Below are 21,970 nucleotides of genomic sequence, written 5' to 3'. Positions count from 1 at the left end.
ATCCGGACTAGGGTGGTAAAGTTAGTTCGGATTTTTCTATGTTAAAGGAAATTGGAATTTTTTTATTCTAATATTATTTTTCCAATTAGAGGAATTAAGGTTTGTATACAAGAAATGTACTAGTAAGAGGAGGCATTTCATGTATATAAAAAAAAGTTTCTTAGTAATAATCATATTGGCGATAGCGGCAGCGGTTCTGCTTTTATTTGTTCAAAGTATTAATAGAGAAAGTGACGGCAGTAAGGAATATGTCAATGCAGAGGAATTTGGAGCTGACGGAGGCGATGACAAAGATGATTCGGTGGCAATTCAGGACGCAATAAATTACAGTGCAAAAGAAAAAATAGGAAAAGTAAAACTCTCAGGAAACCACCATTTTATCCTGAAAAACGGCATAAAAGTTTTGGAAGGGGTAAAAGTGGAGTTAGGCCAAAATACGAAAATTTTTATAGAAGGAGATTTCCGTGCATTTGAATTAATGAAAAATGCATCGATTGAAAATGGAGTAATTGAAGTGACAAATGCAAAATTTGAGTCAGATGTTATTTACCTGAACGGCAAAGAAAGATTTTGGTCACATGAAAGAACCCGAATACACAATGTAGCAATTATCAACTCAAGCGGAACAAACCTCGGAAAGGCAATCAGCCTCTATTCTAAAGGAGGCGATCATTTCATAAGTTTCGTTAATTTTACAGACATCAATATTTCCGGATTTGAATACGGCATACATATCCAATCCGAAAAGTATTCAGATGATAAATTCAGTTTTATTAATGGCAACCGTTTCACAAATATCACACTTGATAATTGTTTAAAATGTATACACATTGACAGTTCGATTACAATTCCCAATGAAAGCTCCGGCAATCAGTTTACAGGTGTTCAGCTTCAGCTGACAGAAAAAACCGAACGGGCAATCTATGTATCTGGGTCGGATAATTTCTTCGAGGCTATGATATGGGACCCGCAAGTGGCCGAAGAAGGCAAGCCTCTTGTTGAGTTTTCAAGTTCTTCGATGAGATCTTATATGCTGACCAATCTGGATTCTGACCTTATAAACGACAATGGGGACTCTAATCGAATAGCTCAGTTCAGCCTACAGTAAACTCTCTGGAATTCCCGGAGAGTTTTTCTTATTCTTTATAAAGTACGAATTAGTAAGTATTTTGGAGGAAATGAAAGATAATTCAAACAAAATGTTCTTTAATAAGAATATTCAGGGGTATTTAAACATGGCATTTAAAACTAAAAGCAATTATACTCATCCTATAGTTCGCTAAAAAGAACAAAAGTGAATCATTTTGACTAGAGGAGTGAATAGATTGAAAGTGATGGTAACGGGCGGTGCAGGATTTATTGGATCTCACATTGTAGATGAATTATTAAGAGAAAACTATCAAGTGGTTATAGTCGACAATTTAGTAACTGGCCGGGAAGACCGAATTCCCGAAGAAGCATCTTTTTATAAGGCTGATATTCGAACTTCTCTTGAAAGCATTTTTACAATTGAAAAACCGGATATTATTATTCATCAGGCTGCACAGGTTTCCGTTTCTAATTCCGTTACTGATCCGTTATACGATGCAGAACAGAACATCCTGGGCACTGTCAATTTATTAAATTGTGCTGTCAAATTTAACATTAAGAAATTCATTTTTGCGTCTTCTGCTGCAATATACGGTAACCCCCACTTCTTGCCAATTACGGAAAAGCATCCTTCTCAGCCCTTATCCTTTTACGGTTTATCAAAGCTGACGGCCGAATCATACATTCAGATGTTTGCTCAATATCACAACCTTCCTCATTCTATTTTGAGATATTCCAATGTCTATGGCACGAGGCAGGATGCATACGGCGAGGCAGGCGTAATTGCAATTTTTAAAGAGAGAATTCTTGCTGGAGAAAGTCCTTCCGTATATGGCGATGGACATCAAACAAGAGATTTCATTTATGTAAAAGATGTGGCTAAAGCCAATGTGGCTGCTATAACGAACAAAAGCAGCGGAATATACAACATCAGCAGTCATGAAAGGATAAGTGTCCTTGAACTCATTAAAGAGTTTGAAAAAATAACTTCTGAAAATGTTAACGTAACTTTCTTCGAAGAAAGAAATGGAGATATAAGAGACAGTGTCTTATCCAACTCAAAAGCATCAGAGGATCTGAAGTGGCTCCCGGAAACTGTCATCCAAACAGGGCTGAAAATGACACTGGAAGAGGATGCACCGGTCAGCATTGTTTGAGAAAGGTACACCTTAATAATGGATTGCAGGAGGATGTTATGGAAGAAAGGATCGATTTGAAAAAATTCCTTGCGATTATCAAAAAAAGATTTCTAATTGTATGTTTAACTGCTGCGGTCATGCTCAGCTTAACAGTGCTGATGACGGTATATATTATGAAACCAACCTATGAAGCAAAAGAATTTATTCTTGTGGGCAAATTGCAAAAATCGGACGGAGAGTATATTGACAGCCAAAACATTAACAGGCTTCTGGCATCATCAATAGACTTTATCAAAAGCCCGATCGTTTTAAACACGGTGGCAGAGAAATACAGTCTTGAAGATGAAGATAAGCTTGAAGAAAAAATAATTGTTCAAAACAGCAAGGATTCTCAAATTATAAATATTATTGTCCGGGATTCTGACGCTGAATTTGCCAAAGAGCTGGCTGGATTTACTGCACAAACGTCCGTTCAAAAGATGAATGAAATCTTCAAAGTAAATGATTTTAATGTAATGAGAAACGGCGAGACTCACACAAGTACAATCAGTAATCCAATTCTGAATATCGCGATAGGACTTTTTGTGGGCCTGTTTGCCGGGATAGCGCTGGCAATGATTCGCGAGTATTTTGATGACACAGTAAAAAGTGCAGATGAGATAGAAGAACTGACAGGTTTGCCGGTCATTGGACAAGTGAATTTAAAAGCCAAAAAAACCGGGCGTAAACCTGCAGGAAAACAAAAGCAGCTCCACAAGACAGAAATTCCGGCAAGAGGTGATGCACGTGTTTAAACAAATTTCGTCCAGATTCAAAAGTGTCCTGCTGGATCAATCATTAGTCAGCAGTGAGCAAATCAGGATGATCCGCATGAATGTGGAAAATACATTAAAAAACGAACCTGTCATTCTTTTAATTACATCACCTTCATCAAATGACGGAGATGCTATGGTCGCGTCTAAGCTTGCAATTGCTTTTACAGAACAGGAAAAGAAAGTTCTTCTTGTAGATGCCAATTTATCTGAGCCTGCAGTGCACGCTCTTTTTAACCTTGAGAATACATCCGGTCTTTCGGATGCTGCTTTTTATGGCATAAGAGGCGAATCGGGAATTATGAGAACGTTTATAGATAACTTGTCAATTATGCCTGCCGGTTCAGTGCACGGGAACTTTCCAGGCGTTATCATCAGCTCCAGGTTTAAAGAACTGGTTAAGAAATGGACGTCTGAATATGATGTTGTACTAATCGACGCACCAGGTTTTCTGGAAAAATCTGATGCACAGCTTGCGGCTGAGTGCAGCGATGGAGTCGTTTTGGTTGTAAAAGCCAATAAAACAAAGAAGCGCAATCTCTATAAAACAACTAATTTCCTGGACAGGGCTAAAAAAAGAGTCGTTGGAGTTATCTATCAGACAGGATAACAGGCTAAAAGTTTTTCTCTAAGTTGGGTGGGCTTCCTCTTGAAGAATAAAAAAAGAAATTCGATAGCTAAGAATGTTGTGCATTTATTTTACAGCACTGCTTTATCGAGCGGCCTAAATGCTGCAGCGTTAATCGTGCTTGCATCCTATCTTCAATCTCATAACTACGGGATTTTCAGTGTAGCATTAGCGTTTGCGATGATTATGGGGTATTTCACAGATGCAGGTTTGAGCGAAATTGTCCTGAGAGAGGGAACGAAGCGAGAAACAGAGGTTTCCTCCCTTATGTCCTCGTACATTAAATTGAGGGCAGTATTAATGGGAATTACCTTTATAATAGGTTTCATCTTCATTCATTCTTTCTATGCATCTAACCCGGAGTTGATTACAACTGCATATTGTCTGATTATTCCAATGGTGACGGGGATTGCGATGCAAAGTATTGGAACCACTTATTTTCAGCTGACTGAGAGGATGCAATTTTACGGTGCAATTAGAATCATTTCTTCGTTTATGCTCATTTTTACCGTTTTTATAGGAATGATGGTGTCACTGACTCCGTATCAAATCTGTTTTTTGTATGGCTTGTCTTACTTTATAGCTGGGTTAATTGGAGTAGTTCTTGTCAGCCGAAATGTTCAGATCTCTTTAAATAAACCCTTTCATAAAGAAATTCTTAATGGTATTGGATCCTTTACCATAGGTGGATTACTGTTTGTCATTTTCCCTCATCTGGGAACGCTTGTATTAGAAAAGACAGTCACTTTGGCAGAAGTAGGTATGTTTGCAATCGCCTATAGAATTCCCCAAGCTTTGCAGCAGCTTCCATATATCATAGCAGGCGCTTTTTGTCCTGTATTATTCAGAAGTTTTAACAGTGGGGATTATGCAAAGCACAGAGAACTTTCTACAACGCAAATTAAGATTACGGTCCTTCTCGGCGCTGCGATTGCCATTCCTTTTTACCACATGTCAAGTGACATTGTAACAATTCTTTTTGGAGAAAAATGGATAACAGCAGCGGCCCCTTTGAAAATTTTAACATTAATGCTTATTCTTCAATCTGTCAGCATTTCACTTGCAGACAGTCTAACTACCCAAGGTATGCAGACTCGCCGTACTTTAGTGCAGCTGATCTCGTTATTGACAGGCGGGGTTCTCTATTTTTATTTTAGTCTTTCAAACGGGGTAATAGGCGCTGCTTATGCTGGCTTAGCCATTGAATTCTTAATACTGATGGGTTTTTGGCTGATGATTCCAGGCCGTCTTCATTTTGCTGTGAAAGCAATTGGTCCATATCTGACAGTTATTGCAGTAAGTATGTTTATCCCTTCAGCTTTATTGGGTTCATTTCCTTTGGTAAGTGTACTTTTGAGTTATATCATCTTATCTGCAATTGTATTGGTGGATAAGGACATCTACAATGGCATAAAGATTCTTGTTGTTGGAAAAGTATTGAAGGTCTCTGCCAGCAAGGAGGCAGACCATGGAGTATAATCTGAAATCCGGGTATGCGGCAAAGAAATCGGTGCTTGCCGTCATTATATTAATTACCTTGAGCAAATTCAGTATTGATCTTGGCTTTGCCTTAAAGCCCTACATGGTTTTCCTTATTATATTTTCGGTTATACACATCTCCCAAATTTATTTTGAAAAAATGCAGCTTTTTGAAATTGGATTGCTCCTGTTTTATCTGGCGTACAGTTTTTCGGGGGCATTTTCACTTTATCCCGCATCAAGTTTGCGAATTATAATGGGAATTTCACTTTATCTTGCGTGTTATTTTATCTTCAAAACAATCCTGAATAAGTCGAACGATCATATTATCGAAAAGTCAATTGGAACTGCCGGGATTATATTTAACGCTGCAAGTCTTGTGATGTACATAGCGGGACTTAAAACATTATCCTTGGCTGGAGAAGGAGAACGGGTTACTCACTTGGGAGTGATGGTTGACAGAAATTATCCAAGGCTGATCGGTTTGCTGGAAGACCCTAACTTTTTCGTTTTCTACAATACTATCTTTTTTACTTATTTTCTCTGCAATGCAAACTCACTGAAAAATAGAATCGGTTTGCTGCTGTGTCTCATATCCAATCTCCTTACTTTCTCAAGGGGCGGTTTACTGGCACTTATCATTCTTTTCAGTTTATACGTCATGCTGAATAATCCCCTTAGACAATTGAAAATTCTTGCAGGTCTTGCGGCTTCAATATCTGTGATCGCTTATGTCGCAGTTGTGCAATTGAAGTTTGATATTTATGGAATTCTTGATTCGCGCATCAATGACTTTTCGAATGACGGCGGAAGCGGAAGGTTTGAGTTATGGGGCCGTGCCTGGGATTATTTTTCTTCACATGTGATCTTTGGCCTCGGAGCTTTTAATTTCTCCGACTACAATTCATTTGAATACCAGGACAGCCTGACAGTGCATAATACGTTTTTGGATATATTATCAGAATCAGGAATCATAGGCTTCTCTTGTTATCTTCTTTTTATCTTACTGGTTCTGTATCAATTAGTTGAAAACAAGATTTATAAAAACAAGCCGTATTTGTTTCTTGTATTTATTGGGTTTTTAATTCAGATGGTTTCATTGTCTGTCATTATTAACGATATCTTTTTCATGTATCTTGCGATTTTATCTGTTTATTTGCAGCAGGAAAAACATTCTGACTCAGGGACGTCTTTTAAAAGGAGGGATTTAGCCGGATGAATATCCTCATTATGACGGATAAGCTTATAACAGGCGGAGCCGAGAACTATTTTTGCAGTCTTGAAAATAAAATCAGTCACCCTGAAATGACTGTTTACACTGCCGCTGCCGGTGGAGAGCTTTTTCCGAAAATAAAAAATAAAGAGCATTTTATTGAAATGAAAAGAGATTCTCACTTTCATAACTTAAAAGTGCTGTGCAGGCAGATTAAAAAAAATGATATTGATATTATTCATGCTAATAGTTTGAGAATGGTGATGTATGGAGTGTGCTGCAAAGCATTGATCTCCAAAAGGATAAAGCTGATTTATACGAAACATAACGTAACGTTCCTTGAGAGAAGAGCTCCTGCGCTTTTTACCGCGTTAATGAATCATTTTGTTGAAAAAATTATTGCGGTCAGTAACTTTGAAAAGAAGAATCTAGTTGATCTGGGGGTTAAATCAGGCAAGGTAACAACCATTTATAATGGAGTGAACTTGGATGAGTTTACATTTTCAAGAAAAGAACATAAAGGCCAAAAAAAAATAGGCATACTCGCAAGGCTGTCAGCGGAAAAAAATCATGATTTGTTCCTTAACATAGCTAAGAGTCTTGAGCATGCGGAGGATTTATCGTTTTATATTGCGGGGGATGGCCCTGAATTCGACAACATTAAAAGGAAAATTTCGTCATTGAATCTTCAGGGGAAAGTGATAATGACAGGTGCAACCGGAAGACCTCAGGAATTTATAAGAGAGATGGATGTTCTGCTTTTAACATCTGAACGAGAGGTATTTCCTATGGTGATACTGGAGGCAATGGCGGTTGGAACTCCGGTTATCTCTATAAACAGGGGAGGAATATCAGAAGCTATTTCTGATCAGATAACAGGTTTTCTCATAGAAAATCATTCTGAAGAGGAGTTCAGCTCAAAAGTTATAAATCTCTCTTATAACCGGGAATTGCAGCTGAAAATCAGCAATTGTGCACGAGAAAAATCGGAAACAGAATTTTCCTTAGACAGCATGGTCAGCAATACTGTAAATGAATATTTAAAGCAGGCTTACTGAAAGACCTGTTAGGAGTGAGAAGATGGGTGAGATCAACAGCAAAGCATTTGCAGTAGTAACTGCCAGTCCGCAGGTGGAAAAGTGGAAGATCGATTGCATTAACGAACTTATAAAGAACAAAGCTGAGCTTAAACTCATAATCATTCCCCATAAGACCCATGATACCGGAAAAAATTCAGCGGATATTCGAGACACATACAGAGAAGTGCCTGTTCAGAATATCGATTGTACGGATAAAATCCAGGCAATGAACCTCGATTTTATTCTGGATTTTGATGGAACACATCTCCATTCTTTTGAAAATACATGCAAGTACGGGGTTTGGACTTTTCTAATAGGTGATGCACTGTTAAATCAGCATATCGGGTTCTGGGAAGTCACCAATAATCAGCCAGTAACTACTGTGAGGCTGGTAATGGCATCTAAACCGGATACTATAAGCATTTTGAAGCAGGGCTTCTTCCCGACTCAAAAAAATTCACTGTTCAAAAATAGAGATCAGATTCTGTCATCTATCTATACTTGGCCGTCTATTATCATCAAAGCGGTGCCTGTGGAAGATATGTCAGAAAAAGCAGCAGATTATTCCGCTAATTATAAAGTACCGGATCTATTTGACTGGATAAAGCTGAATAGACGACTGTTCAAAAACAAAATTGACAGGTTATTTAATCAATTATTCTGCTACGAATATTGGAATGTCGGCCTCATTAATTTACCGATTGAAAAACTATTGGACGAAGACGAATTTTCCATTAGATGGCTCGGAAAACACCGAAATGTCTATTATGCAGATCCTTTCGGCATTGAAATAAATGGAAGTATTCACGTGCTGATGGAAGAACTCGATTACAGGGAGGTAAAAGGGTATATTTCTGAAATGAATATAGAGGATGTGTCTGAACCTAAAGTTAAAGTTAATTCCTCTATTCTAAAACTGCCCTCTCATATGTCCTACCCATATTTATTAAATGACAATGGCCGTCTCCTTTGTATTCCAGAAACCTCTGAAGAGAAAAAAACGATGATTTACAGCTTTGATAGCAAGACAAACAGGTGGAATATGGAATCTGTCATTATGAATGATTTTTCCGCGGTTGATTCAACGGTCATTAGATATGAGAATAAGTGGTGGCTCTTCTGCACTAGAGGAGATGAAAAAACACAAAGCCATAATAGTGAGCTGCATATCTATTACTCCGACGATCTTTTCGGAAAATGGGAACCTCATAGACAAAATCCTGTCAAAATCGATATCCGGTCTGCCCGTCCTGCTGGTACACCCTTTGTGAGTGAAGGAATCCTGTACAGACCCGCACAAGATTGTTCTCAGACCTACGGTGGAAGAATTGTTCTAAATAAGATCACAAAACTTTCGGAAAGTCATTTTGAAGAAGAAACGATATCGAGTGTCGATCCGAGAAAGAATGATTTATATAAGGATGGCGTCCATACTCTTTCCGCTGTAAATGCTGAATGGACGCTTATAGATGGAAAAAGGTTTGATTACAGTTTTTTTCATTTTTTAAAAAAGCTTTACAGGTTTTATCCTGCAGGTTCACAGAAATCTTCAATCTGAGGAAAAACACTGCTGTTTTGTTCTTTATTAAGAATTAATGGGGTTTTTTACAATCTGGATTTTGGATAATTCAATGAAGAGAGGAGTATGTAAATATGTTTATGCGACGATCTGACCGAAGCAGTTTTTGGATCTTGCTTATGATAGTGGATGTGTTTGTTGTCTATGGGTCATATGAATTGTCTTATCATCTTCTGCAAAATGGATTATCAATAGAAACAGCGATAGAAATAGATGCAGTATTTCTCCTCTTTTTGGCAGCGGCCTCTATTATCAGTTTTCAGGCCTTTGATCTCCACATAGATTGGAAAAGGCATTCTGCAAGAAACTTGATGTACAGCATCTTTCTATCTTCACTCACACTTAATGTGCTGGTGGTTTCAATGAACGCAATTACAGGGACTCCGCTTACAGCGCTCTTTCTTATAATTGCTTTCTTAAGTCAAGTGGCAGTATTATGCTGCAGCAAACTTGTGATGTGGAGCTATCTTAGGAATACGCACTCAGGCAAGAAGGTCCTTGTCATTGGTAAAACAGCTGAAATCAGTTCAGGAATGGCTCAAAAGTTTATGAAGCAGCGAACCGACTGGCTGATTATGAGTGACTTTCTTTCTGCAGGAGAAAAAGAGAAGTATGAAGAGAAGATGGAAAGTGCAGATGTGGTGCTGATTGGGCCTGAGGTAAGCAAACAGGATGCAGCAATCATAATAGGTTTATCAATGAAAAAAAATAAAGAAGTGATGATTGTTCCAGACTTGTTTGAACTCTTAATAGCAAACTCCAGAACAGAACAAATCGATGACCTAATGGTATTTTCCATTAACCCGCCGCAGCTCAGCCGCACGCAAACAGCCATAAAAAGAATGACTGACATCACAGTTTCATTATTATTAATCGCAGCAGCAGGGCCGATCATGTCAGTCCTTTATCTGCTTATTCCGCTTACTTCAAAAGGAGCTGCCGTTTTTAAACAAGAGCGGATCGGCCTTTGCGGAAAGCCCTATATGCTTTATAAATTCAGAAGTATGGTGCAGGATGCTGAAGTGCATACAGGACCTGTGCTGGCGAGCGAAAGGGATCCCCGGATTACTTACCTTGGAAACATAATCAGAGCCACTCGTCTGGATGAACTTCCGCAGTTATTTAATGTACTTAAAGGAGATATGAGTTTAATAGGGCCCAGACCGGAAAGGGAGTTTTTTATAAAGAAGTTTGAGTTGGATTTTCCAGATTATCACCACAGGCTTAGAGTTAAACCCGGCATTACCGGTCTCGCTCAAGTTCTGGCGAATTATACCACAGAGCCGGAGGACAAACTGCGCTACGATCTGATGTATGTCCGGAACTACTCCGTTATGCTTGATATGAAAATTTTGCTTCAGACAATAAGAGTGATTATCCAGAGAGATCAGGCGCAGGGAGTCAGCGTGGACATAAGCAATAAAAATGAAACAGTGGTTAAACCGATTGAACAGAGCGGGGCAGTGAATCAATAAGCAGCCGCAAGTGGAGAGGGGAAGAGGAAATCTAATGTCCGGTGAGCCTTTAGTAAGTATTATCACACCAAGCTATAACGCTTCCAAATATATAAGGGAAACAATCCAGTCGGTAAAATCCCAATCCTATTCAAATTTTGAAATGCTGATAGCAGATGATTGCTCCTCTGATGAAACGAGGGCAATTGTACAAGAAGAGATGGAGCGGGATACAAGAATTCGTCTGATAAAACTTAAGGAAAACGGAGGTCCTGCCGCTGCCAGAAATGAAGCTATGAAACTGGCAAAAGGAGAGTATCTTGCTTTTCTTGACAGTGATGACTTATGGCATCCCAATAAGCTTGAGAAACAGCTTGCATTTATGAAGGAGCGGGAACTCGCCTTTACCTTTACCAATTACAGGATGATGAATGAAGAGGGGCAAATGACAGGCTCTTCAGTAACGGTTCCCCTTAAGACGACTTATCAGGACTTGCTTAAAAACACAATGATTGGAACACTTACTGTCATGATTAATAAGAAGAAAATTCTGGGCAAGGTTCAAATGGAGCTTCACCGGGACTGTTCAGAAGATTACGGACTATGGCTTTCCATCCTTGCAAACGGCATTGATGCTTATGGCTTGAGAGAGGAACTGGCTTACTACAGAAGATGTGAAAACTCTCTTTCAAGCAACAAATTAAACTCAGCTTTAAAAACCTGGAACACTTATCGAAAGATTAGGGGAATCGGCAGATTTTCAGCTGCATGGTACTTTATAAATTACTCTGTAAATGCTTTGAAAAAACACAGAAAAGCTTTTTAGCCCCTAAGGCAAGGAAACATTATATACGCAAAGCGGGTGTTCATATGGCTGGAAAAAAATCAGGGAAATTATCTCTAGTGCAAGCATCCAGAGGATTAGCTATTCTCTTTGTTCTTATTGGACACATAAACCTTCTCTTCTACAGCCGCTATGAATATGACTGGTTTGATATGGGCAGGTGGGAAAGAACGGGTGGTGTCGATTTCTTTTTTGTTGTTACTGGTTTCATGATCTACTATCTTTATCACAGGCATATTGGAAATTCGAACAAAGCAGCAGGGTTTTTGCTGAAGCGATTAATCAGAATCTTTCCTATGCTTTGGATCTTTACTGTTTTAACGGCCGCTCTGTACAATCTCGTTCCAGGAATAGGAAATGAGTATTCAGCAGAAGTTGTATTAAAATCGCTCATTCTCTATCCAATGAAGGAGCCTGTTTTGTCATCAGCATGGTCTTTGAGTCATGTCGTGTTTTTTTACCTGATGTTCAGCTGCCTGATGTTCAGCCCTAAAATATTCAAACCGGCTGCAACTGTATGGGCCTTAATTACCGTCGTTTTAGAAGTCTTTTACCGAGATTCTTTTTCATCATTCTTCTTTAGCTTCAGTACGCTTGAAATTGTTGCAGGAAGTCTGGTAGCCTACATGATGCTTACGTACCGGCTGGGTTACTCTACCTTATTGATATACCTGGGGTTATCAGGTTATTTAACCAATTGGCTGAATTATATTTATTCATATACTGAGATACATGCACCTCTCCTTTATTGTATTTCCGCTATGCTTATAATGCTTGGAATATCCATTAAGGACAGGACATCCAGAGAAATTCCCAGAAGCATATCGTTTATAGGGGATGCCTCCTATTCTATTTACATTACCCACGGCCCGCTTTTGCAGCTATATTTATTTATCTATGAAAAAATGCACATTGTCGAAGCTGCAGGATACTTCCTGTCCATGTGCATCGTCACTCTCAGTACTGTTTTGTCGGCATGCTTCATTCATAAATCACTTGAAAAACCTATGTCTCAGAAGCTGAGGCAATTGGCCTTCGGCAAATCTGAGAGAAATAGAGCAGTTCAAAGTATGGCAAAAACGTCTTAGAATATCTTTATAGAAGAAGGTGTATCACTTGATAGGGGATAGAGTAAGGAGTTTAAGAGAAGAATCATTACTGTCGATATCGGAATTAGCAGAAAAATCGGGCGTGGCAAAATCATATATCAGCTCTTTGGAGAGAAATATTAAGATGAATCCATCCATTAATGTCCTGGAGAAGATATCCCAGGGACTGGGGGTTCCGCTTGAAAAAATAGTCATCCCGAACGGAAATGTTCATAGGATCGACTCTGAATGGATTAATTTGCTCCAAACAGCTATTAATAGAGGTTTGACAAAAAAACAGTTTGAACATTTTATTCTTAACCGGTTAGAAGAAGAAAACATCTCAAAGTAATCATTTTTCTCTGCCTTATAACCCTTCTTCCAATCAGGAAAGGGTTTTTTATTTTTGCAAAAATTGATAATCCCCAAAAACTCAGCTAAACTGAAACCTAACATCAAAACTAAAAGCCTATTGGAGAGAACGGATAGATGGAGACGCAGCAAAATTATTCTTATGAAATTATGGAGGTTTGCCTTTTGGCGGGGAAGATTATGCTGATCAGCGGCGCGGAAACGTACCGGGTGGAGGATACGATGATGAGGATCGCAGCCTCATACGGTGTAAGGAATTCACACAGCTATGTAACGCCGACAGGCATTATTTTCTCCATTGAAACGGAAGAGCCTACGAAGACGAAGCTGATTCGGATTATGGAACGGACGACGGATTTGGATAAGGTGACGAAGGTAAATGCCATTTCCAGGAGAATCAGCAGCGGCGAGCTTAATGTGGATCAGGCCTATGATCTTTTAAAAGAGATTGAAGAGGCGAGTTCCACTTATTCTCTTGGGCTGCAGGTGCTTGCAGCAGCAATAGCGAGCGGCTGTTTTCTGATTATGTTCCAGGGGAAGTGGTCTGATTTTCTGCCTGCGGTTTTTGCGGGCGGACTGGGATTTATTTCGGTAATCTATTTTCACCGCCTTGTTCCGATTAAGTTTTTCTCTGAATTTCTGGCATCCTTTGTTATTGGGTTGTTTGCCTATTTGTTTGTGAAAACAGGGTTTGGCTCAGAGATGGATAAGGTGATTATCGGCTCAGTCATGCCGCTTGTTCCTGGACTGCTTATTACAAATGCAGTCAGGGATCTGATGGCCGGGCATTTGATTTCAGGACTCTCAAAGGGAGCGGAAGCGTTCTTGACGGCATTTGCGATTGGGTCGGGAATTGCGGTTGTATTTTTACTATTTTAAAGGAGCAATGAATGATGTGGGTAATTGGACAGCTGCTGACAGCGTTTATATCAACTGCTGCATTCGGCATTATTTTTCAGGCGCCAAAACCGTCTCTGGTCAAATGCGGACTCGTCGGGATGTGCGGGTGGTTTATTTACATTTCAGTCGTCGGGCTCGGATATGACGCAGTGCCTGCGACTGTCATCGCTGCTGTGTTTGTGGCGGTTGCAAGCCAGATGTTTGCCAAGATCTACAAGACTCCAATCATTATTTTCAGCGTTGCCGGAATCATTCCGTTAGTGCCTGGGGGAATGGCCTATGATGCTATGCGCAATTTTGTGGAAAATGACTACAATACGGCGATTACGCTTGCAGCAAAAGCCTTCATGATTTCCGGTTCCATCGCGATCGGTCTTGTCTTTTCTGAAGTAATTAATCAGGTAATCAGAAAATCCCAGCTTCGGACAAAAGTGAAATAACGTTAACCTTCCGTATTTTGTGCGGAAGGTTTTTTTACTAGGTGAGCTAAAAAGAAAAAGTCTGTATGATCTTACTAAGTTATCCTCGGCAAGCGGAAGCGCATAGATCCTCTGTCAGAACAAATCCATCAAAAAAGTCACATCCGGACTTTTCCGTCGGATTCTTATCTGCCTGTCGGATCTGAACAAGGCGCTTGCGCTTTTGTGTTTACAATCTTCTAACAATCCCTTCACACAAATCCACATCACCTTCACACTCACTTTACGTTCGGCAGGTAAGATTGGAGTTGTGAAGGACAAGTGAATAAACTCTGGTTGAGAATATGAGAAACCATAAAAAAACATAGGTGTTTTTAGAGAACCCGCGTTTTTTTATGGTTTTTGTTTTGCCTATAGATGAAAAAAGGGAGCTGAAAAAGCATTGGATACGCATCAGGAATTTATCAGCCGGCTGCATGAAGACAGGCTGATTGCAGCTATTAAAGATCCCAAAAGCTTTGACCGCTTCCTTGAGACGGATATTCAGTCTGCTTTTCTGCTTATGGGGAACATCAGTGTCATTAAGCGGTATGTGGATCTTCTGAAAAAGAACGATCGTCATGTCTTTTTGCACCTTGAAAAGATTCCCGGGATCAGCTATGACCGGGAAGGGCTGAGGTTCATTGCTAAGTTTGTCAGGCCGACAGGGATTGTGACGACGAAAAGTTCTCTGATTCAGCTGGCTAAGAACGAGGGACTGCTGACCATTCAGAGGCTCTTCCTGATTGATTCAGACGCACTGGCAAACGGACTGAAAGCAGTGAATGAAATTGAGCCGCATGCACTTGAGATTATGCCTGGACTGATTCCTGAAATGATCAGAAAAGTAAAGCATGAAACAGATGTCCCCATCATTACGGGCGGCCTGATCCAGAATGCGGGGCATATTGAAGAGGCACTTGAAAGCGGAGCTCTTGCGGCCTCAACAGGCAGAGCATGGCTTTGGAAGAAATATGCGCAGAAGGAAAGGAGCATGACTGCAGATGAAAAAAGTTGAACTGAAAAACGTTTCGAAATCTTATGATTCTAAAACGGATGTCATAAAAGAGATCAGCGCAGTGATTGAACCGGGTGAATTCTTTGTCCTGGTCGGTCCCTCGGGCTGCGGGAAAAGCACAATGCTCAGAATGATTGCAGGGCTTGAAGAGGTGACAGGCGGAGAGCTTGTCATCGGCGGGAAAACGGCGAACGCTCTTCCGCCGAGCAAGCGGGATCTCTCGATGGTTTTCCAGAATTATGCGCTGTATCCACATCTGTCGGTTGAAGAGAACATCACTTTCGGATTACATACGAAAAAAATAAAGAAGGCAGAGCAAAAGCAGCGATGCCTTGAGGCTGCCGAGATGCTCGGGTTATCTGACCTGCTTAAGCGAAAGCCGAGACAGCTGTCGGGCGGTCAGAGACAGCGTGTTGCTCTTGCAAGGGCGATTGTCACGCATGCGCCGATCTGCCTGATGGATGAGCCTCTTTCCAATCTCGATGCCAAGCTGAGAGCGAAAATGCGGTCAGAAATCCGCCAGATTCAGAGGAAACTCGGCATTACAATGATCTATGTCACGCATGATCAGACAGAAGCGATGACGATGGCAGATACGATGATGATCTTAAACAACGGAGAAATTCAGCAGATTGGCAGACCGCTTGAGATCTACAACAATCCTGCAAATGAATTTGTGGCATCGTTTATCGGTGCGCCGCCTATGAATTTGGCTCCGGCAGATATTACGGGCAATGCAATCATGATTGAAAATCAGCATACCATTCCGGTTTCAGGCAGTCTTCCTGCTTTCGAACGGAAATTGACTGCCGGAATCAGGCCGGAGCATATTCAGCCGGCTTCAGGCAAGGCGACCTTTTCTGCTGAGGTGGCAAATGTCGAAATTCTCGGTACGGAAACACTTATTTCCTTTTTTATCGGCGGAAACAAACAGTGGCTGGCGAAATGGAATGGCCAGTGGGACGTGAAAGTCGGGGATAAGCTTCCGTTTTATGTGGCTGAGGAGGATGTGTTTCTTTTTGACAGACAATCCGGTGAATGCCTCCTTTCACATCCGAGGGAGTCTGGCCGCTTGCTTGGACAGGAGGCCTTCATATGAACGTGAATGAAGCTCCCGCTGCTTTAGCACGCGGGGAAATCCGGCAGGAAAAAAGAATTCAGCTGCGTTCATTTGGAGAGGGCATGCTTTATCTGCTTCCTTCCATTGTGCTGTTTTCGGTGTTCTTGTTTTATCCCATGTTCCGAACGATTTACTTAAGTTTCTTTTTGACAGACGGACAAGGAGTGCCGATAAGCTTTACCGGACTTGAGAATTATACGTATCTCCTGCAGTCTCCCGCTTTTCAGAACAGCATGAAAGCAACGCTTCTGTTTGTGGTGTATACCGTGCCTGCAGGGGTTGGCCTTTCCCTTTTTCTGGCGCTGATTGCCAATGAAAAGCTCAGGGGAATCGGCTTTTTCAGAACGCTTTTCTCTTCGACAATGGGAATGAGTGTGGCCGCGTCGTCTGTCATTTGGATGTTTATGTACAATCCGGCGATTGGTGTGATCAACAAAGTTGTCGGAACTCTTGGTTTTACAGAGGTTCAGTGGCTGCTTGATCCTAAATACGCCCTGCTTGCCGTCTCGGTATCTACCATCTGGATGAATGCGGGTTTCTCTTTTCTCATTCTTTTGGGAGGCCTTCAGAATATCGATGAGCAGCTTTACGAGAGTGCGAGAATATCAGGAGCGGGCTATTTCTATCAGCTCAGAAAAATCACGATACCAATGCTGTCTCCTACACTCTTTTTCGTCATTACGGTTTCGTTCATTAATGCTTTCCAGACGTTTGGACAAATCGATATTTTGACGAAGGGCGGACCGATGGAATCAACAAACGTGATTGTGTATTCCATCTACAAGGATGCCTTTATTAATTACAACATCGGATCAGCAAGTGCCCAAGCGGTTATTCTCTTCCTCGGCATACTTGTTATGACCATTCTTCAGTTTAAGATCGGTGAAAGGAAGGTGCATTACAGATGAGTGCAGCTAAGAAATTCCTCATGTATGTTCTGCTGATTCTGGCAGCCCTTCTGATGATGTTTCCGATCATTTATGCCTTTTTAATCAGTTTCATGCAGGGCGGGGAAGTGCTCCAGGGCAAGCTGCTGCCGGAGAAAGTGACGCTTGATAATTATACGGCAGCTTTTGAAAAGGTACCGCTTCTTCAATTCCTTTGGAACAGCTTTTTTGTTTCGGTCATTGTGATGATTGGCCAGCTTGCTGTTTCGAGCCTTGCCGCCTTTGCCTTTGTGTTTATTCCCTTTAAAGGGAGAAATCTGCTGTTTATGGTCTTCATCTCAACAATGATGATTCCGTGGGAGGCTACAATGGTCCCGAACTTCTTGACCGTTCAGAAGCTTGGATGGATCAATGAGTACTCGAGTCTGACGATTCCGTTTTTTGCGCTGGCTTTCGGTACATTTCTCCTTCGGCAGCAGTTTAAAACCATTCCTCTTGAACTCTATGAAGCATCCCAGGTTGCAGGCATCAGCCGGTTCCTTTTTTTCTGGAGGGTCGTTCTGCCTGTTTCAAAAACAAGCTTGATCACGCTTGGGATCTACAGTTTTTTAACAACGTGGAACATGTATCTGTGGCCGCTGCTTGTGACAAACAATGAAAAAGTCAGAACCGTCCAAATCGGGCTGAAGCAGATGCAGTCGCAGGAGATCTCGTCTCAATGGGGGGTGGTGATGGCAGCAGCCGTAGTCGTGATTCTGCCGACGTTATTACTGTTATTTGTCGGGCAAAAGCATTTCCAGAAAGGCTTAACTCAAGGTGCAATCAAATAAAAGGAGCGAGTAAATTGAAGAAACTGGCAGTTATTTTATCCTCTATTCTATTAATCATCCTTGGTGCATGTTCAAACTCAGCAGGAACCAATGGTGAAGACAAAGCATCAGCTGAAAATGCAGGCGGCAAAACAGAAGTTATTTTCTGGCATGCTATGAGCGGAGAGCTTGAAACCGTACTGAATGATCTTGCGGCAGATTTTAACGAATCACAGGATGAAGTAGAAGTGAAACCTGTGTTTCAGGGAACATATGAAGAAGCACTGACAAAATTCAACACGGTTGCGGGCACAGAAGAGGCGCCTTCCATCATGCAGACATTTGAAGTTGGAACAAAATATATGATCGACAGCGGAAAAATCCAGCCTGTCCAAAAGTTTATTGATGAAGAGAACTTTGATACATCTCAATGGGAAAAAAATATCTCGAACTATTACACGGTTGACGGCACGCAGTATTCAATGCCGTTTAACTCATCAACACCTGTTCTTGTTTACAACAAAGATGCCTTTAAAAAAGCGGGCCTTGATCCTGAAAAAGCTCCGATGACGTATGATGAGCTGAAAGCTGCTGCTGAAAAATTGACGGTTAAAGAAGGTTCAAATACGTCTCAATACGGATTCTCGATTTTGAATTACGGATGGTTCTTTGAAGAATTGCTTGCTGTACAGGGCGGCGAATACGTAGACAATGAGAATGGCAGAGGCGGAGATGCTGCGAAAGCAGCGTTTAATGGCGAAAAAGGCCTAAACGTCTTTAATTTGATCAATGACATGTACAAAGACGGAACGTTCTATAATGCCGGACAAAACTGGGATGATATGAGAGCGGCATTCCAGTCAGGCAAGATGGCGATGTTCCTGGATTCTTCAGCAGGCGTTAAAGCACTTGTTGATAATGCACCGTTTGAAGTAGGAGTTTCTTATCTGCCTGTTCCTGATGAAGCAGAACGCCAGGGCGTTGTCATCGGTGGTGCTTCACTTTGGATGTCTAAAGACATAAGCGAAGAAAAGCAAAAGGGCGCTTGGGAGTTTATGAAGTATCTTTCAACACCTGAAGTGCAGGCGAAATGGCACGTGGAAACAGGGTACTTTGCTATTAACCCTGCAGCCTATGAAGAAGAAATTGTAAAAGAGCAGTGGGAAAAATACCCGCAGCTGAAAGTAACCGTTGACCAGCTTCATGACACAAAAGCGAATACAGCAACACAGGGAGCGCTGATTTCTGTTTTCCCTGAATCAAGACAAAAAATCGTTTCCGGAATGGAAAGCCTGTATCAGGGCATGGATCCTCAAAAGGCGCTGGACCAGGCAGCGGCTGAGACCGACCGTGCGCTTGAAACGGCAGGTGAAAAGCAAGGGAAATAAGGGAGGGAACTGATGATTGCATGCAGAATCATCAGTTCTTCTTTTCCGTTTTATTATAGAGACCGCAGAAGGGAGCAGAAAGGTACATGGAGATTTTTGCACACAGAGGCTGCAGCGGAGAACATCCCGAAAACACGATGGCGGCATTTCGGGCTGCCTGTGAAGCAGGGGCAGACGGTATAGAGCTGGATGTTCAGCTCACCAAGGACGGCGAAGCGGTTGTGATTCATGATGAAAGAATTGACAGAACGACAAATGGCATCGGATTTGTCAGAGACTTCAGGTATAAACAGCTGAAGCTGTTTGATGCCGGGAGCTGGTTTAACAGACGCTTTTCCAGAGAGACGATCCCTGCCCTTCGGGATGTTCTGGACTATATAAAATCCGAAAGGCCGGATATGAAAGTAAACATTGAGCTGAAAAACGATGTGTTTCCGTATGAAGGGCTTGAGGAGAACGTATTGGAATGCATAGAAAGATCGGGCATGGAGAAATCTGTGATCCTTTCTTCTTTTCAATTCAGCAGCATGGGAAAAGTCCGTGATCTAACCACGAGCGCTGAAACGGCACTCCTTTTTCAGGGGATTCCGTCCAACATGATGGATGAAGCAAAGAAAGTCCGTGCGAACGCGCTCCATTGTGAGAGCGCATATGCAGCATCTCCGGCAGGCAAACGTGCAGCAGAAGCAGGCTACTTACTGAGGGTCTATACGGTTAATCAGACAGATCAACTGGAGATATTTAAAAAAGCCGGTGTTTCAGCCATTATAACGGATTATCCCGATCTTTTTCTCGGAAACAAAAGTGTGCCTTTATAGGCGCACTTTTTTTCGATATTTATGTTAGGTTTTTTTACATTGTGTGTAAGGAAAAAGAGGCTGTTGCAGCAGCTTTGTTGCCGTTTACATAGCATTCACGCGCCACTCATGGCACATATTCTATCAAAATAGTGATTGTACAGTCCTGGTTTATCCCTTATAATCTAAAAAGAAAGAAAATTCTGTTTTAAAGAGGGGGATTTTGATTGCAGGCGTTTGTTGATAGCTTAAACAGTGTTCTGTGGAGCACACCCGTGATTTACATTTGTTTGGCTGTAGGATTGCTTTTCTCCATCTTGACCCGATTTTTGCAGGTGCGGCATATCAAGGATATGGTGCTTCTGATGTTTCAGGGCAAAAGCTCTGAAGCGGGAGTTTCTTCTTTTCAGGCATTATCGATTGCATTGTCCGGCCGCGTAGGTACAGGGAACATTGCCGGTGTTGCTACGGCTATCGGTTTCGGCGGACCGGGTGCTGTTTTCTGGATGTGGGCGATTGCCTTCATCGGAGCTTCAAGCGCTTTTATTGAGTCAACACTGGCTCAAATTTATAAAGTAAAACAGGACGGGCAGTATCGAGGCGGTCCGGCTTACTATATTGAAAAAGGGACAGGAATGAAATGGTACGGCATTATTTTTGCATTTGCCGCGCTCCTTGCAATGAGCTTGCTCATGCCTGGTGTACAGGCCAACTCCATCGCTCTTGGTCTTGACAATGCATTTGGAATTAACCCTGTTATTACAGGAATAGGACTTATTGTACTTTTAGGCCTTATTATTTTCGGCGGTGTTAAGCGGATCGCTACTGTTGCACAGGTTGTTGTTCCGTTCATGGCGATTGGCTATATTCTTGTTTCACTCGTTATCATTGCTTTTAATATTACTGAACTGCCGGCTGTTATTGCCCTTATTTTTAAAAGTGCATTTGCACTTGATTCTGCTTTTGGCGGAATCGTCGGTATGGCGATTGCATGGGGAGTAAAACGCGGAATTTACTCCAATGAGGCTGGTCAGGGAACAGGTGCCCACCCTGCAGCGGCTGCAGAGGTGTCCCACCCTGCAAAACAAGGTCTTGTTCAGGCTTTTTCCGTTTACATTGACACTCTGTTTGTGTGTTCTGCAACTGCATTCATGATCCTTTTCACGGGCATGTACAATACGCAGGCACCGGATGAAACGTTTATCGTCAATCAGCTTGGTGCAGATGTCGAGCCTGGCCCGGTGTTTACACAGGCTGCAGTTGAGTCGGTTATTCCGATTCCTGGTTTTGGATCGGGATTTGTGGCCATTTCCCTTCTATTCTTTGCTTTCACAACGATTATGGCATACTACTACATCGCTGAGACCAACATTGCGTATTTAACAAGAGGGAAGAGCAACAAGATTCCGATGTTTCTTGTAAAAGTCGTTCTTCTTGGAGCAACGTTCTATGGATCTGTTAAAACGGCAACCCTTGCATGGGGACTCGGTGACGTTGGGCTTGGAATAATGGTCTGGCTGAACCTGATCGCCATTCTCATTCTGGCAAAGCCAGCCCTTCTTGCTCTAAAAGATTACGAAGAGCAGAAGAAGCAGGGTCTCGATCCTGTTTTTGACCCGGTTAAGCTCGGAATAAAAAATGCAGATTTCTGGGAGCATGAATATAAGCACGAGGACTCTCCGAATCCCTCTGTTTTAGGTAAAAAAGATCAAACCCTGAATTCTTAATGAGTGGGACTTCCCGTAAACGCGGGAGGTCCTTTTCTATGCCATTTATCCTTAGGTGTTACAATAATTTACAAACTTATAGGGCAGGTT

The 21,970-nt window shown here is 41.6% G+C and carries 21 protein-coding genes; all 21 read left to right on the top strand.

The window, feature by feature from the left end; translation table 11 throughout:
• Window positions 1-139: 139 nt before the first annotated feature.
• The 21 genes from MHB63_06495 to MHB63_06395 all read left to right on the top strand — a co-directional run bounded on the left by MHB63_06495 (window position 140) and on the right by MHB63_06395 (window position 21,880).
• Window positions 140-1,108 (top strand): hypothetical protein, encoded by a 969-nt coding sequence (locus tag MHB63_06495; GenBank protein MEK3806229.1) that lies wholly within the window; start codon window positions 140-142, stop codon window positions 1,106-1,108.
• Between the two features lie 226 nt (window positions 1,109-1,334).
• Window positions 1,335-2,246 (top strand): NAD-dependent epimerase/dehydratase family protein, encoded by a 912-nt coding sequence (locus MHB63_06490; GenBank protein MEK3806228.1) that lies wholly within the window; start codon window positions 1,335-1,337, stop codon window positions 2,244-2,246.
• A 38-nt stretch (window positions 2,247-2,284) separates the two neighbouring features.
• Window positions 2,285-3,022: a Wzz/FepE/Etk N-terminal domain-containing protein gene (locus MHB63_06485; protein MEK3806227.1), complete on the top strand. Its 738-nt coding sequence runs from the start codon at window positions 2,285-2,287 to the stop codon at window positions 3,020-3,022.
• Window positions 3,015-3,650 (top strand): CpsD/CapB family tyrosine-protein kinase, encoded by a 636-nt coding sequence (locus MHB63_06480; protein MEK3806226.1) that lies wholly within the window; start codon window positions 3,015-3,017, stop codon window positions 3,648-3,650. The genes MHB63_06485 and MHB63_06480 overlap by 8 nt, the downstream gene beginning before the upstream one ends.
• A 39-nt stretch (window positions 3,651-3,689) precedes the next feature.
• Window positions 3,690-5,147 (top strand): oligosaccharide flippase family protein, encoded by a 1,458-nt coding sequence (locus tag MHB63_06475; protein MEK3806225.1) that lies wholly within the window; start codon window positions 3,690-3,692, stop codon window positions 5,145-5,147.
• Window positions 5,137-6,366, top strand: a complete 1,230-nt coding sequence (locus tag MHB63_06470) for an O-antigen ligase family protein (protein MEK3806224.1) — start codon at window positions 5,137-5,139, stop codon at window positions 6,364-6,366. Before MHB63_06475 ends, MHB63_06470 begins: the two co-directional genes overlap by 11 nt.
• Window positions 6,363-7,418: a glycosyltransferase family 4 protein gene (locus tag MHB63_06465; protein MEK3806223.1), complete on the top strand. Its 1,056-nt coding sequence runs from the start codon at window positions 6,363-6,365 to the stop codon at window positions 7,416-7,418. Before MHB63_06470 ends, MHB63_06465 begins: the two co-directional genes overlap by 4 nt.
• 22 nt (window positions 7,419-7,440) lie before the next feature.
• Window positions 7,441-8,997: a hypothetical protein gene (locus MHB63_06460; protein MEK3806222.1), complete on the top strand. Its 1,557-nt coding sequence runs from the start codon at window positions 7,441-7,443 to the stop codon at window positions 8,995-8,997.
• A 95-nt stretch (window positions 8,998-9,092) separates the two neighbouring features.
• Complete coding sequence (locus MHB63_06455; protein ID MEK3806221.1) at window positions 9,093-10,493, top strand: sugar transferase; 1,401 nt, start codon at window positions 9,093-9,095, stop codon at window positions 10,491-10,493.
• Between the two features lie 34 nt (window positions 10,494-10,527).
• Entirely contained in the window at window positions 10,528-11,298 is a 771-nt protein-coding gene (locus MHB63_06450) for a glycosyltransferase family 2 protein (GenBank protein MEK3806220.1), read from the top strand.
• Between the two features lie 44 nt (window positions 11,299-11,342).
• Window positions 11,343-12,404, top strand: coding sequence for an acyltransferase (locus tag MHB63_06445; GenBank protein MEK3806219.1), 1,062 nt, complete (start codon window positions 11,343-11,345; stop codon window positions 12,402-12,404).
• Between the two features lie 19 nt (window positions 12,405-12,423).
• Window positions 12,424-12,756 (top strand): helix-turn-helix domain-containing protein, encoded by a 333-nt coding sequence (locus tag MHB63_06440; GenBank protein MEK3806218.1) that lies wholly within the window; start codon window positions 12,424-12,426, stop codon window positions 12,754-12,756.
• Between the two features lie 137 nt (window positions 12,757-12,893).
• Window positions 12,894-13,655, top strand: a complete 762-nt coding sequence (locus tag MHB63_06435) for a threonine/serine exporter family protein (GenBank protein MEK3806217.1) — start codon at window positions 12,894-12,896, stop codon at window positions 13,653-13,655.
• A gap of 14 nt (window positions 13,656-13,669) precedes the next feature.
• Window positions 13,670-14,116, top strand: a complete 447-nt coding sequence (locus MHB63_06430; protein MEK3806216.1) for a threonine/serine exporter family protein — start codon at window positions 13,670-13,672, stop codon at window positions 14,114-14,116.
• A 421-nt stretch (window positions 14,117-14,537) separates the two neighbouring features.
• The gene (locus tag MHB63_06425; protein ID MEK3806215.1) at window positions 14,538-15,152 is read left to right on the top strand and encodes a glycerol-3-phosphate responsive antiterminator; all 615 of its coding nucleotides are present in this window, start codon (window positions 14,538-14,540) and stop codon (window positions 15,150-15,152) included.
• Window positions 15,139-16,251, top strand: coding sequence for an ABC transporter ATP-binding protein (locus MHB63_06420; protein ID MEK3806214.1), 1,113 nt, complete (start codon window positions 15,139-15,141; stop codon window positions 16,249-16,251). Before MHB63_06425 ends, MHB63_06420 begins: the two co-directional genes overlap by 14 nt.
• Window positions 16,248-17,180 carry a sugar ABC transporter permease gene (locus tag MHB63_06415; protein MEK3806213.1) on the top strand — a complete coding sequence of 311 codons (933 nt, stop codon included), beginning with the start codon at window positions 16,248-16,250 and terminating at the stop codon, window positions 17,178-17,180. The genes MHB63_06420 and MHB63_06415 overlap by 4 nt, the downstream gene beginning before the upstream one ends.
• On the top strand, window positions 17,177-17,989 hold the full coding sequence (locus tag MHB63_06410) for a carbohydrate ABC transporter permease (GenBank protein ID MEK3806212.1): 813 nt from the start codon (window positions 17,177-17,179) through the stop codon (window positions 17,987-17,989). Before MHB63_06415 ends, MHB63_06410 begins: the two co-directional genes overlap by 4 nt.
• A 14-nt stretch (window positions 17,990-18,003) precedes the next feature.
• Entirely contained in the window at window positions 18,004-19,356 is a 1,353-nt protein-coding gene (locus MHB63_06405; protein MEK3806211.1) for an ABC transporter substrate-binding protein, read from the top strand.
• A gap of 86 nt (window positions 19,357-19,442) precedes the next feature.
• Complete coding sequence (locus MHB63_06400) at window positions 19,443-20,174, top strand: glycerophosphodiester phosphodiesterase (protein MEK3806210.1); 732 nt, start codon at window positions 19,443-19,445, stop codon at window positions 20,172-20,174.
• A gap of 206 nt (window positions 20,175-20,380) precedes the next feature.
• Window positions 20,381-21,880: an alanine/glycine:cation symporter family protein gene (locus MHB63_06395; GenBank protein MEK3806209.1), complete on the top strand. Its 1,500-nt coding sequence runs from the start codon at window positions 20,381-20,383 to the stop codon at window positions 21,878-21,880.
• Window positions 21,881-21,970 lie beyond the last annotated feature (90 nt).

Source organism: Bacillus sp. FSL H8-0547 (assembly GCA_038002745.1).
Classification (GTDB): Bacteria; Bacillota; Bacilli; order Bacillales; family Bacillaceae; genus Bacillus_P.
The sequence above is the reverse complement of the archived record's forward strand: the minus strand, read 5'-3'. Positions and strand labels throughout refer to the sequence as shown.